This window comes from Rhizobium sp. RU35A (genome assembly GCF_900156005.1).
Taxonomy (GTDB): Bacteria; Pseudomonadota; Alphaproteobacteria; order Rhizobiales; family Rhizobiaceae; genus Neorhizobium; species Neorhizobium straminoryzae.
The window spans coordinates 265991-280492 of record NZ_FTMR01000004.1; the positions used below are offsets into that span (position 1 = coordinate 265991).

A 14502-nucleotide genomic window follows, 5' to 3' on the forward strand; every position below is an offset into this window, starting at 1 on the left:
CTCAATCGATGGAATGCGGGGCGGCGGCATCCTTGGCCGGCGCGGCCGAGGCAACCTGGCGGATATCGCCCGTCGCCTCGTCGATCTGCACCTCGGCGGCCGTCACGGCCTGGCCGTCGCGGATACGCTGTCCCCCCTCGACAACGACGCGGTCGCCATCCGTCACACCGCCTGCCACCAGCCAGCTGTTGCCGACACTGCGACGGACAGAGATCTCGCGCTGGTGCACCGTTCCATCAGCATCAACGAAGAAGGCGACGGGGGCACCCTTCAGGTTACGCGTCACGGCGCGCTGCGGCACGAGGAAACTGTTGGGGGCCACCCCCTCCTCAATCGTGGCGCGGACATACATGCCGGGCAGCAGCAGCCGGTCGGGATTGGGGAATGTGGCGCGCGCGGTTACCGTACCGACGGTCGCTGCGACCGAGGCTTCGGCAAACTGGAAGGCGCCAGCCTCATCGTAGCGCGAACCATCCTCCAGCCGCAGGGCGACCGATACATTGGTGCCGGAAGACTTGATCTGGCCGCTCGCGATGGCACGTCGCAGTTCCAGCAGATCGGTGCTCGACTGTGTGACGTCCACGTTGATCGGATCGAGCTGGTTGATCGTGGCCAGCGCCGTCGTCTGCGCCTCCGTCACCAGCGCGCCGACCGTGACGGAGGAAGCGTCGATGCGGCCGGAAATGGGTGCGCGGATCTTCGTGTAGTCCAGATTGATACGAGCGGAATCGACTGCGGCCTTTTCCGCAGCAACTTCGGCCTGCGCCTGCGCCAGCGTGGAGGCCGCATCGTCGAGATCCTGCCTGCTGACGGCGTCCTGAGAGGTGAGGCTGCGATAGCGATCAACCTTGGCCTGCGCGCTCGGCACTGCGGCCTCCGCCTTCTTCAGGGCCGCCACAGCACTGTCATAGGTCGCCTGATAGACTGCGGGATCGATCTCGTAGAGAACATCCCCCGCCTTCACCTCGCTGCCCTCCCGGAAGTTTCGTGCGCGGATGATGCCCGTCACCTGTGGACGGACCTCTGCAACCAGCGAAGCCGCTGTCCGGCCCGGCACATCCGCCGTCAGGACAACCGCTTGCGGATGCAGGGTCACCACGCTCACCTGCGGGCGAACATTCGCCGTGGGCGGCCCGCTTTGCTGCCCGCCATCGCTGCAGCCGGCAAGGGCGATCAGCGACACAACGGCAAGAGCGCCCGGCAGGCGAATCATCATTGCCAAGGACCGGGAACGGAGCGGGAGACTGGTAAACATCGACACGATAAACCGATCCAACCAACAAGGGCGGTGTGGAACGGGAGCAACCGGTCTCCAGTCCACGTCACGCCCGACGCGAAGGGAGCTGGGAAGAGAGGACGAAAGCCTTCATCTCAGCCGGTGATATTCCCTTGCTTACAGGCCGCCCGTTTCCGGGTTTGGGCTGGTCGTGTCCGAACGTCTCGCGCGTCGGCATTTTTGTAACGTCATGTTTCCAAAACCGGCCAAGACATGTTCCGTTACAATTTTTCTGAACGTGAAAGGCGCGCGAAGACGACCGCTGCGGGCATGCGACGTGTCAGTCGCACTCGTGACGCATCACCTCCAGGACAGACCTGTGGCAGATCAAGGCAGGAGACGAGCTATCGCGCGTTTCTGGCTGCCCACAGCGAATGCCCGATGTCTGCTCTTCGCCTTCCGTCACCGCGCCTCTTGATCCGGGGCAGTTCCACCCGCTTCTGATCCCCGGAGAGATCCGCTTGCGGTGCCACTGGAATGCCAGCCCTTAACCGCGACGCAGATCAATGCGGCTCGTGACAACCGATCTGCCGGTTCCGGGATCGGTATCGATCGTGGTGAGACGCAGGGCGGAATTGCCGATCTTCTCGATCGTCATCACGGCCCGGCGATCGCCATTGACCTCCTTCGCCCAGGTGACGCCAAGATTGATGGTATTGCCGGCACGCTGCCCACCGAGGCCGGCAGGCCCCGTTCCCGCGCCGATATAGGAGCCGGCATACTTCGAGCCGGTCGCCCTCAGGCTTGCGCTGATGGACCGCGAGAAGATGGCAAGACTTGTGCATTTTCCGTTCAACGACAGGGATTGCGGCGTCGTGTTTGCCTGGAAACGGCAGGTTACACTGACTGTTGGCGATGTGGTGCGAACCTTCACAATTCCCTTGCCACTCCAGGTACCGGCCATGGATCTGAGAAATGCGGCCTCGTCGGCATAGACTGTCTGTCCCGAGGCGAACACGCACATTGTCGTCGCCGCGAGCAACCATGCGGAAGATCTGTTCATGGGTTTGTCTTTCAAACACGGACCGCTACCGCTTGCTGGAAGAGGTCCCGCAGGAGGATCGACAAATCAACCCGCAGGCGGCGGCGAAGTTCCAGGAGCGGGGCTGATTGCGTTACCTTGCAATCCGTCTTGTCCGAGACGACGGAAAGGTACGGCGCGCCGGAGATGAACAGGCATGATAGAGATGGCAATACGTGACCTGCTGAAGACGGGCCAAAGACACCAGGCCTGAAAACGCCGCGTCGCGGGCTCGGTACGGAATGTAACGCACCAGGGACACAATGTAAGTCGTCGACGAAATATTTCGCCGCCCCACGATTGACCACTCGGCGTTCCAACCCTAATAAAACCCATGAGTGAAAAAGATTTGGCTACAACAACGCTGTCTCGATAAGCCAAGGCTGCATCGATTTTACGCCATTATATCCCAGTTCTGGGATAACCGGCCCAACATCGGGATTGTCTACGATGAGCCAACGCGAACACTGTGTTTCGATTGTGAACGGCTCCGTCAGCGCCCGAAGGTCACGTCCTTCTCTCCCGATCGCACTTCTTGCCTCGACGGCGCTGGTTGCACCCTATCTGCCGGGCCGGTCAGCGCAGGCGGGAGAGCCATTGCCAAACGGCGGCCAGGTGGTGTCCGGCTCCGTTGCGATCGGGACATCCGGCTCAGCAATGACGCTCACCCAGGGTTCCGACAAGGCAATTGTCAACTGGAATGGATTTTCCGTCGGACAGGGACATTCGGTTACCTTTGTCCAGCCAAGCTCTTCGTCCGCCATCCTCAACCGGGTCACCGGCAACACCACATCGACGATTGCCGGGACAGTGACCGGCAACGGTCAGGTGTACCTCATAAACCCGAACGGCATTGCCATCACGTCAACAGGCGCCGTCAATGTCGGCGGTGGCTTCGTTGCCTCCACGCTCGATGTGTCCAACGAGGATTTCCTGAACGGCCAGTACAGCTTCAAGGGCAATGGCGCCTCGGCAGGTGTGTCGAACGAGGGCATCATCACTGTCGGACGCGGTGGTTACGCAGCGCTGATCGGCGGCACCGTGAAGAATGACGGCGTGATTGCGGTACCGCTGGGCAAGGCCGGCCTTGGCTCCGGCGAGCAGGCAACGCTTGACCTGTCCGGCGATGGTTTCCTGCAGGTCGCGCTGCCGACCAAGAACGGCGCGGAGGGCGATGGCGCCCTCGTTGAAAATGCCGGCGCCATCGCGGCGGAAGGCGGAACCGTCGTGATGAAGGCCGCTACGGCCCGCAATGCGGCACGCCACGCGGTCAACATCTCCGGCTCGATCGAAGCAGACAGCGTGTCAGGTCGAAACGGCGAGATCGTGATCGGCGGCGGCGACGGCGGGCATGTCGCCATCTCCGGAAAGGTCTCCGCGAAGTCCCAGGCAGCCCGCGGCGGCAAGATTGCCGTCACCGGAAAGTCGGTGGCGCTCAACGGGGCACGCGTGACGGCCTCCGGCGCAAAAGGCGGCGGAACAGTCAGGATCGCGGCTGCGACGGACACGGCGGATGGCGCCACCGTGATCGGTTCAAATACGACAATCGATGCAAGTTCCACCGGAACGGGATCGGGCGGCACGGTGCTCGTCACCGGCAATCGCGTGTCGGCGGAAAGCGGATCCCTGATCGATGCGAGCGGCCAGACGGGGGGCATCGTGCTTCTGGGTGGCGATTATCAGGGCGGGCATAACGCTGCCACCACATTCGCACCGGAAGCCCTGCCCAATGCCGACAAGACCTTCATGGCCGAAGGTGCCGTGATCCGGGCCGACGGGACCGCGGGCGCGGGGGGCAAGGTCGTCCTCTGGTCCGATGATACGACCATCTTTGCCGGTGCCATCTCGGCGACTGCGACGGGTGACGCGGCCGGCGGCACGATCGAGACATCCGGGCACAATCTGCTTCTTGGAGACAACCTCTCCGTTTCAACCCTTGCCCAGAGCGGAAAAGCCGGCCTCTGGCTGATTGACCCCTACAACGTCACCGTTTCATCTTCGGGCAGCGGCAATGTCTCGATCGCGGTATCGGGCAACCCGTGGAACATTGCGCCAACGGCCAGCGGCGCCAATATCAACAGCAGCACGCTGAATGCCTATCTTGCGTCCAGCAACGTTGCAATCACCACGAACGGCGGTGGAGCCGAGGCGGGCAACATCACGGTGGCTGCCGCCGTGTCGTGGAGCGCCGCCACCACCTTGTCCCTGCTTGCGGATGCCAGCACCGGTGGCGTCTTCATCAACGCCGATATCTCGGGAAGCAATGCCGGCAGCGGACTGGTGCTGAGCGCCGGTTCAGGCGGCATCAGCCAGGCCGGTGGCACAGCGATCCGGGCCGGAACGCTGACAGCAGCGGCGGCCAATGGTGGCGCCATCACGCTCACGAACACCGGCAATCTCGTAGGCGCGCTGGGGACATCGAGCGCGGCCGGATCCTTTGCCCTCACAAACGGTCAGGCCCTGACGGTTTCCGGCAGTGTCACGAGCAATGGTGGGCTGTCGCTGGTCACCACCTCCGGCGATCTCACCATAAACGGTGCGCTGATCGACACCCACGCGAACTCCAGCTTGACCCTTTCCGCCGCCGGCAATCTGATCATCGCGAAGGACATTACCCAAAGCGGCTCCAACGCATCTGTCAGTCTCTCCTCTGGCGGCAGCTACAGACTCACCAATGGCGCCCGCGTTTCCCTGCCGGATGGCGGAGCTTCGCTCTCCATCAACGGCACTTCCTATACGCTGATCCATGACGTCACCGGCCTTCAGGCCATGAGCGGCGCCGGAAACTATGCCCTCGGCAACGACATCGACGCCTCGGCCACATCCAGCTGGAACAGTGGTGCGGGCTTTGCTCCGGTGGGTGTTTTCGGCGCGGGCTTCTCGGGTACCTTGACAGGGCTCGGGCACTTCGTCGACGGCCTGACGGTCAACCGCCCCGGCACATCCCAAATCGGACTGTTCGGCTACACAACGTCCGCCACGGTCCGGGACCTCACGCTGTCCAATGTCTCGATGAACGGCTCCTCCCGCGTGGGTGGCCTGGTGGGCTGGGCCGACACGTCCATCTTCTCCAACATTCATGTGACCGGCGCCATCGGAGCGTTCCAGGAGGCCGGCGGCGTTGCCGGCTGGTTCGTGGATTCAAACTTATCCAACGCCTCTTCCGCCGCATCGGTGACGGTCTCGGCAAACGGCGCCGGCGGACTTGCAGGCTACATACTCTACAGCAGCGACATTTCCGATTCCTACGCCACCGGATCGGTGACGGGGGCGACATATGTCGGCGGGCTCATAGGGCAGACCTTCAGCGTCACCCCCCTGACGCTCACCAATGTCTATGCCAGCGGCAAAGTGACAGGAACGAGCGCGGGCGGCCTGATCGGCTTCGACGATCCTGCGTCTCCCAGTTCCTTTACGCTCAACAATGCCTATTGGGATGCCAATTCGACGGGGCAGGCGTCCGCCGTTGGCAGTGCCTCCAGCGCGACCATCACTGGAACAGCGACCGATATTTCCAGCGCTCCGCGCACTCAATCAATTTACAGCGGTTTTGATTTCACCAATACTTGGGTGATGATCGCGGGCGAGACGCGGCCCATGCTGCGCAGCGAATATTCCACAGTGATCGCGACCCCCACGGCATTGCAACTGATGTCGCTGGACTTGTCCGCCAGCTATGAGCTGGGTGCCAATATCAACATGACGAGGGCGCAGGCCGTCGATGGCAACGGCAATTATGGTGGCCTGTGGGGTGCCTCCGGCTTTTCGCCAGTCGGCACCACTAGCTCCGGCTTCACCGGCAGCTTCGATGGCCAGGGCCATACCATCACGGGCCTGACTATCAGCCGCGCTTCGACCAATTATGTCGGTCTGTTCGGCTATACCAACGGCGCGACCATCAGCAACGTGACGCTCTCTGGCGGCAGCATTGACGGCAATGACAACGTGGGACCGCTGATCGGATACATGTCCGGCGGTTCCGTCTCCTCCGCGTCCGCCAGCACGACCGTGTCGGGCCTGAGCACGAACGAGGTCAATACGGGCGGGCTCATCGGCACGGTCGACGGCGGCAGTCTCAGCGGCTCGTCTGCGTCCGGCGACGTGACCGGCGTGGGCTGGGATGTTGGCGGGCTGGTCGGCTATCTCATCAACGGCGGCACCATCACGCAGTCCTATGCCACCGGAAACGTCACCGGCACCGGGACCAGCGCCACCGTTGGCTACGTGGGCGGCCTTGTGGGGTCGAACGGCTATATCTCGAACGATGGCGGCACCATTTCCCAGTCCTATGCCACCGGCACAGTCACGGGCACGATGGGGCCGGTCGGCGGCCTTGTCGGACATAACGAGGGCACGATCACCGATGCTTATGCTTCCGGCCGGGTGATCGGTCTTTCCGGCGCGAGCAATATCGGCGGCTTTGTCGGCGTGAACTATGTCCATGGCACGATCACCAACGCCTATTCGACGGGATATGTGACCGGCAGTTCGCTAGTCGGCGGCTTCGCCGGTTACAACAACAACATCAGTTCGGCCATCACCTCGGCCTATTGGAACAGCGAGACCAGCGGCCAGTCGAGCGGTATCTTCGGCGGCAGCGGCGGGATCACCGCACGCACCACCGCGCAGTTGCAAGGCAGCCTTCCCCCCGGGTTTTCGTCTTCCATCTGGAGCACGGGCACAAGCCTTTATCCCTACTTCGGCTGGCGCTATCCCACGACCCCGGTTGCCATTTCAGGAGTCGCCTACAGCGATGCAGGCTTAACGCAGCTTCCCGGACAGATCGTGACGGCGGTTTCCGGCGGCAACAGCATCGGCAGCGCAGTCACTGGGAGCAATGGCTATTATTACATCCTGACACCCGCCTCTTCGCTGGCCGCCACCGGCGTCATCACCTATCTCGACAACAGCAGCACCCAGGGTGCGGCGTTCTCGGATGTGCCAGGCTCGAACGGCGTTCAGAACGTTGCGATCTATGGCACCGCCGCTCACGTCATCACAGGCCAGTCGACGCTGTCCGCGACGCGCACCAATTATCTCGCAGCGCGTGGCAGCTATTCAGATGCCGACCTGTCCTTCCTCTCGTCCAGCTCTTTCGCACCCCTCACCACCTCGGCGGGCTACGGGGTCTATCTGAACACTACGGGCAGTTATACGCTCAATGCCAACATCGGCTCTTCCGGTCTCCTGAACATAGACAGTGGCGGCACCCTGGGCGTGAACGGCGCGGTCACGCTCTCGGCGGCCGGGGCCCTTACCATCGCCGATGCGCTATCGTGGACGACGGCTTCGAGCCTGGCCCTTTCCACCACCTCCGGGGGAAACATCAGCCTCGGCGGCGCAGTCACAGGCAGCAACGGCACGCTGATCGTGAATGCCAGCGGCACGGCCACCACCTCCAGCGCCGTCGATGTGGGCACGTTCAACCTCTCCGGCGGCACCTGGAGCCAGACCGCGGCGACACTTCCTTCGTTTGCCGCCACCCATTTCACGCTCGGCAGCGGAACCACCTTCCTGCGCGCGACAAGCGGCGACGGGTCGGCGGCAACCCCTTATCAGATTGCCGACCTCTATGGCCTTCAGGGGATCGGCTCCAGCAGCCTGCTGTCGCAGAACTTCGCACTTGCTGGCGACATCGACGCATCGGGCTCGGCGAACTGGAATTCAGGTATGGGCTTCAACCCCATCGGCACCAATCTTGCAAATTTCCTTGGCAATTTCGATGGCGCCAACCACACGATCAGCGGTCTTTTCGCGGATAACTCCGGTCGGGCCGGTCTGTTCGGCGTGATCGGTGCCGGCGCCACCGTCAGCAATCTCACGGTCGACGCGAGCGTGAACGGCGTCGTCGCCGGCGTGCTGGCGGCCTCCAACCTGGGCACCATTAACAATGTCAAAACCTCAGGCACCGTCCTCAACACCGGAAATCCGAACGCTGGCTCCGGTTATCTCGGGGGCCTCGTCGGCAACAATCAGGGCAACGGGGAGATCATCAACTCGTCCTCCTCGGCGACCGTGACCAATTCCCAGGCCAACGTGAGTGCGGGTGGTCTTGCCGGCGCGAGCCAAAATGCCAGCGCCTCGATCAGCAATTCCTTTGCCACCGGCACGGTGACGAGCAGCACTGCGACCAACACGACAACGGCGGGCCTCGTGGCGGTAAATTCGGGCACCATCACCGGCTCCTACGCTACAGGCAATGCATCGGGCGGCCTGTATTCCGGCGGCCTTGTTGCCGTGAACTCCGGTGACATCTCCAACACCTTCGCCACGGGCGCGGTGAACGGCACCACCTATGCCGGTGGCCTTGTCGGTCGCAATAACGCAGACATTTCAGAGTCCTACGGGACCGGCAATGTGTCTGCCGGAAGCTATGCCGGGGGCTTCGTCGGATACAATGACGGCGCGGTTTCGAACAGCTATTCAACCGGCTCAGCCAGCGGCGCCACCTACGGCGGTGGGTTCATCGGCTATCTCAATTCGGGGCCCGTCACGGCAAGTTTCTGGAACACGTCAACATCTGGAAGCGCGCTCGGCATCGGAGCGGGGTCCTCCACAGGCGTGGTCGGACTTGCAACCCCGCAGATGACCGCTCTTTCCACCTTCACCGGCGCCGGCTGGAACATTGATGACGATGGCGGAACATCCTCCATCTGGCGCATCTATGATGGCTATACCGCCCCCTTGCTGCGCAGCTTCATGACCGGCCTCACGGTGACGGGCGGCAATGGCAGCAAGACCTATGACGGAACCACGACGTCCTCCAGCCTGGGCACGGTGACCTACAGCCCATCCGGCTACACCGCGGGCCTGGTCTCGGGAACAGCCATCTACACCGCATCGAGCGATGATGCCGGCACTTATTCCGGCAGCAACCTCAAGCTCTCCGGGCTCTATTCCGGTCAACTCGGCTACGATATCGATTTCGTGGCCGGCTCCCTCACCATTGACCGGCGCGCCATCACCGTTGCGGCAGATGCCGGCGTCATGGTCTATGGGGATGCGGTGCCCGGCCTTACATATCGGGTGACCAGTGGCAGCCTTGTGATCGGCGACAGTCTCTCGGGCACCCTCAACACCACCGCGACCTCCCTCTCCGATGTCGGAACCTACGGGATCGCGCAGGGCTCCCTGTCCAATGCCAACTACGACATCACCTATGTCGGTGCGGATGTGACCATCAATCCAGCAACCCTGACGATTACCGCGCAGAACGGCCGCATGCCCTATGGCGGACCGGTGCCTTCGCTGAGCTACGGCGTCACGGGCTGGAAGAACAGCGACAATGCCACCATGCTGTCCGGCGTTACGGTATCGACAGACGCGACCGCCACCTCACCTGCAGGCGGAGGGTATCTGACCTTCGCCGCGGGTGGCGTCCTCAGCGGAACAGCTGTCGGCAATTATCTGCTGAACTACGTCGACGGAACCTTCCAGGTAGATGGGCGCGTGACCCCCACCGGCTTTGCAACGGCGGGCCATCTTCCGGATCCGCCGATCGTCGCGCCTGCGTCAATCAACACTCTCCAGGGTGTTCTCTATACCTGGGAGTCCGCAGGAACGGCGAGCCTTGAGGAGAATGTCCTCATGAGCGTGGAACATCGCCAGCTTCGGGGCCCCGTCTGTGCATTGCAGGATCGGCAGGGGGCAACATGCGGCTTGAACTGATGACCTTTTGGCATGCCCTCTTCGCGGGATCGGGCGAACCGCGGCCGACACCGAACCGTTCCGCAAGGCGTCAAGACCCTGTTTCCAGGCCAACGCCTTCGACAGCCCGCCTCCAACCCACAGGACAGGCACCCCGCCAGGCGCCCTCATCCGGTCAATGACAGTAGCACTGCACATGATGAAGTCGATTATGACGGCGGGTATGGGTTCCGTGGTCCTTGCGGCCGCGCTGGTCACACCTGCAAACATTGCAAAGGCCCAGACGGCAGGCCAGCTGGTTGCGCCGAGCTATGCGCCGCCGGTGGTGCGCCCCATCGAGGGCGGCTTGTCGCTGGATGGCTCCACCGGGCAGGACGCACCGAAAGGGGCCGAAAAGCTGACGGTAACGCCCTCGGGTCTGGTCGTCGAAGGCGGACGGCCCGAGCTTGCCGCAGAAACCGCAGCCGTGGAAGCCTGGCTCAAGGGCCGGCAGGTGACGGGCGCGGATCTGTTTGCCGCCGCACGCAAGCTGGAAGAGGCCTATGCGAAGGCTGGCTATCTCCTGGTGCGCGTCAGCCTGCCGCCCCAGACGGTGAAAAACGGCAGGCCGCTGCGCCTCGTCGTCACGGACGGACAGGTGGAATCCGTCGACAGCTCCGCGCTGCCGCAGGCAGTACGCGCGCGGGTCGATGCCATGCTTGCTCCGCTTGTCGGCAGGTCGGGCCTGACGAAGGCCGAACTGGAGCGCCGTCTGCTTCTGGCGGGAGACATTCCCGGCGTCATGCTGCGATCAACGCTGAAGGCCGGGACGAGCCCAGGGGGCACCATCCTCGTCATCGATGGCCGGTACGACGCCGTGACCGCAACCATGACGCTGGATAACAGCCTGGCCCCCAATCTGGGCCACTATAGCCTTGGGCTCGGTCTGGACTTCAACAACCCGCTGGGGCTTGGCGACGTCGGCTATCTCCGCATCAACGGCTATCCCGGCCTCAATCAGGGCATCTTCAGCGACGATCCGCGCAACCGCCAGATCATCGCCGGCTTCACCCTTCCGCTGGGAACCGATGGGGCATGGCTGAACATGGAAGCCGTGGATAGCCGCACGCACCCCACCTCCGCGCTGGCCTACACACTCGAGGATCACTATCAGCGGCTTTCCACCAAGCTTGGCTACAGCTGGCTGCGCAGCCGGGACATCAATGCGAGTTCTGCCGTTTCCCTGGATGTGACGCAGGAACAGCAGCGACTGGATCTCGGCGGCATCACGACGCCTTTTACCGAGGATCAATTGCGGATCTTCCGCCTGACCCAGACGGCGGATGCCATCCTGCCATGGGGCGGCTCTATATCCGGCAGCCTCACCGCGTCGTTTGGCCTCGATGCCCTTGGCGCCCGTTCCGGGACGTTTGTCCTGCCTCTATCACGCGACGGCGCGGAGCCGGATTTCCGCAAGCTTGAACTCTCGCTCGGCTATGGCCAGTCCTTCCTGAACGAACAGGTCCATCTGTCCGTCTCGACCAAGGCACAGACTTCGTTCGGCGACGCCCTGGCATCCTCCGAGCAGTTTGGATTGGGCGGTTTCGACTGGCTGTCCGCCTTCGACAGCGGCAAGCTGCAGGGGGACGCAGGTGCCGCATTGCGCGCGGAAATCTCCTTCCCCATGCAACTCGCCCTTGCCGATCCGTTTGGCGGCGCATTTGCGCCCTATCTTTTCGCCGCGGCCGGCATTGCGAAGCTCGAACAGCCAACGTCCGTCGAAGATGGCATCACGCGCGCCACGTCCGTCGGCATCGGCGCCCGTTTCGGGCTGTCGCAAATTGCAAGTCCGCATGCGGCAACGCTGACCCTTGAATATGCGCACGGAACTGCAACGGACCTCGACACGGAAAACCGTTTCAACATGCGTTTCATCGCAAGCTTCTGAGGCGACGCGGCGGCCTGGACGGCAGCCCCGGCCGCATCAGCAGGATTGACGCTCTCGTGGCATGAAGGAGAGGGCGCGATCGGAGGATTGCGACCGTTGATGAGGGTCCGACGAGAACGCCGGACCCAGGATGTTGCGTCGCGGGCTTGTCCCCCCTGCGTTTGCGGCGATGGCCCGCTTCCCGACAGAAGGCGGCCTCTATCGCAGCGTCAGGCCGCCATCGACGGTGATCACCTCGCCAGTGGTAAACGACCCTGCATCGCTGGCAAGGTAGACAACGGATCCGGCAAGCTCCTCCACGGTGCCGATCCGGTTCTGTACCGCGCCCCTTGCCCAATGATTGGCAACCACATCCGGATGCTCGCGCAGAACTTCGTCGGTCAGTTCCGTGCGGATATAACCGGGCGCAAGCGCGTTGACGCGAATGTTGTGCTCGGCCCATTCGGTTGCAAGCGCCTTTGTGAGCATATGCACGCCGGCCTTGGACACGTTATAGGCGGCATGGCGGAAGGGCCAGTTGACGATCCGCCCCGACATGGAGCCGATATTGATGATCGAACCGCTCTTCTGCGCGATCATCTGCCGCCCGACATGCTTGGAGACCAGGAAGACCCCATCGAGATTGACGGCCATGGTCTGCCGCCATTGGTCGAGGCTGCAGTCTTCGGCGGGCGTCGGGAGCACAATACCGGCATTGTTGATGAGGATGTCGATTCGGCCGAAGCGATCGACCACGGCCTGCGTCATGCGTTCGACATCGCCTTCATCGGACACGTCGGCCTGAACAGCAAAGCTGTCGCGCCCCTGCGCCCTCAGACCGGCAGCCACGTCCTCGGCACGCTCCATCGTGGAGCGGACAACGATGGCGACATCCGCGCCATGGGCGGCCAGTGCCTCGGCCAGGGCCTTGCCGATACCGCGCGACCCGCCGGTGACGATGGCCCTGCGGCCCGTGAGATCGAACAGGCGGCGATAGTCTGTTGCCGTGTTGGACATTGTCTTTCCTCCCAGAAAATTGGATGTTTCAGGCAGCCGTCGGCGATGCTTCGGGCGTGGCGGTCACGGTTTCGCCCCAGCGGGCGAGAATATGTTCGGCGGTGCGCTGCGCCTGTGCGACGATGGTGAGCGACGGGTTAACCGCCGTCGAGGACGGCAGGAAGGAGGCATCGACAACATAGAGATTGTCGATATCCCAGACCTTGCAATGCGGGTCCAGCACCGAGCTTTCCGGCACCTTTCCGAAGCGCACGGTGCCGCACTGATGCATGGAGACCTTGATATCCATCTTGTTGGTGATGATCAGCGGATAGCCGAGCGACCGCATGATACGCGACCAGACCTTCACCAGCTCATTGTGGGATTTCAGGTTGTTGGCGGTATAGCTGAGGCGGATGCGACCATCGGGATCGACGGTCACGCGGTTGTCCGGGTCGGGCAGGTCCTCCGACATAAGCCACCAGTCCACGCTGCGATCGGCAAAGGCCGACATCAGCCATTCCGGCGCCCAGGCGGCACTCGCCGTCAGCATGCCGCCCTGCAACTTGCCAAGCCCCTGCACATTGCCGAGCGGATAGGGCTTCTCGCTGTTGGCGAGGTAGAAATCATTGATGGCCATCGACTTCTGGAAGACCACGCGATTTTTCTTGAACGGCGAGATCGCCATCATCGCCGTGTTGTTATGGGCCATGTAATTGCGGCCAAGCTGATCGGACATGTTGTTGCCGAGACCGCGCTTGTGGGCATCATTGGCCGAGCGCAGCAAAAGTGCTGCCGAATTGATGGCGCCGGCACTGGAGACGAAAAGATCGGCCTCGACCACCTGCCGCTCCCCCCTGTGGGTCAGTTCCACGCCGGTGACGCGCTTGCCGCCCGGATCGGTCAGCAGGCGATGCACGAAGGTTTCGGTGATCAGTTCGATCTTGCCCCTGGCCCTAGCCAGCGCCGGATTGACCAGGCGCACTTCCGCATCGCCCTTCGCGCCCAGTTTGCAGGCGAAACCGTCGCAGGTGCGACAGCGGATACAGCTGCCACCCTGATGGTAATCGATGGCGATCGGCAGCGGAAACGGATTAAGTCCACGCGCCTTCAGCTTCTTCTCGAAGAAGGCGATTTCGGGTTCATGGCCGATGGCCGGGTGCGGCATCGGACCAGAGCGCGGCGGCTCGGTCGGATCAAGCCCCGCCGTGCCATGGGTTCCCATCAAACGCTCGGCGATAGCGTAATAGGGCTCGAACTCGTCATAGGAAACCGGCCAGGCCGGCGCCACGCCCGCCTCGTGCTGCAGGTCCTCGAAATCCTCCCGGCGAAAGCGCAGCGTCGCCGCGCCGAAGAACTTGCTGTTACCCCCCACATAGTAATAGGTGCTGGGATTGAAGAGCTGGCCCTGCCTGTCGCGCCACTCCTCCTTTGTGGCATATTTCTTCTTGTGAAAAACGGCGTCGACGCTCCAGTTGTCGTCCTCGCGGACCAGGCGCGGCCCGCGTTCGATCATCAGGATGCTGCGGCCGCTATCGGCCAGGCGATTGGCAAGGGCACCACCACCAACGCCCGCTCCCACGATGATCACATCGTAAAATGTCTTCAACTCACTCATGTCTCTCTCCCGTGCCTGCGTGTCCTTCCTCCGAAGGG

Annotated in this window: 6 protein-coding genes; 2 read left to right on the forward strand and 4 right to left on the reverse strand. The window is 62.8% G+C overall.

What is annotated here, in order from left to right; translation table 11 throughout:
* Position 1 precedes the first annotated feature (1 nt).
* Positions 2-1216 carry an efflux RND transporter periplasmic adaptor subunit gene (locus F3H95_RS11785; protein ID WP_149746108.1) on the reverse strand — a complete coding sequence of 405 codons (1215 nt, stop codon included), beginning with the start codon at positions 1214-1216 and terminating at the stop codon, positions 2-4.
* Positions 1217-1763: 547 nt separating this feature from the next.
* Positions 1764-2240 (reverse strand): hypothetical protein, encoded by a 477-nt coding sequence (locus F3H95_RS11790; RefSeq protein WP_244617999.1) that lies wholly within the window; start codon positions 2238-2240, stop codon positions 1764-1766.
* Between the two features lie 507 nt (positions 2241-2747).
* Here F3H95_RS11790 and F3H95_RS11795 point away from each other — a divergent pair.
* Both F3H95_RS11795 and F3H95_RS11800 read left to right on the forward strand, forming a co-directional pair.
* A complete protein-coding gene (locus tag F3H95_RS11795) occupies positions 2748-9965 on the forward strand; it encodes a GLUG motif-containing protein (protein ID WP_149746110.1) in 7218 nt (2405 codons plus the stop codon).
* A 175-nt stretch (positions 9966-10140) separates the two neighbouring features.
* Complete coding sequence (locus F3H95_RS11800) at positions 10141-11871, forward strand: ShlB/FhaC/HecB family hemolysin secretion/activation protein (protein WP_210248558.1); 1731 nt, start codon at positions 10141-10143, stop codon at positions 11869-11871.
* 198 nt (positions 11872-12069) lie between these two features.
* Here the strand turns inward: F3H95_RS11800 and F3H95_RS11805 are convergent, their stop codons facing one another.
* Complete coding sequence (locus tag F3H95_RS11805) at positions 12070-12867, reverse strand: glucose 1-dehydrogenase (protein WP_149746111.1); 798 nt, start codon at positions 12865-12867, stop codon at positions 12070-12072.
* 28 nt (positions 12868-12895) lie between these two features.
* Positions 12896-14464, reverse strand: a complete 1569-nt coding sequence (locus tag F3H95_RS11810) for a GMC family oxidoreductase (protein ID WP_149746112.1) — start codon at positions 14462-14464, stop codon at positions 12896-12898.
* Between the last annotated feature and the right edge of the window lie 38 nt (positions 14465-14502).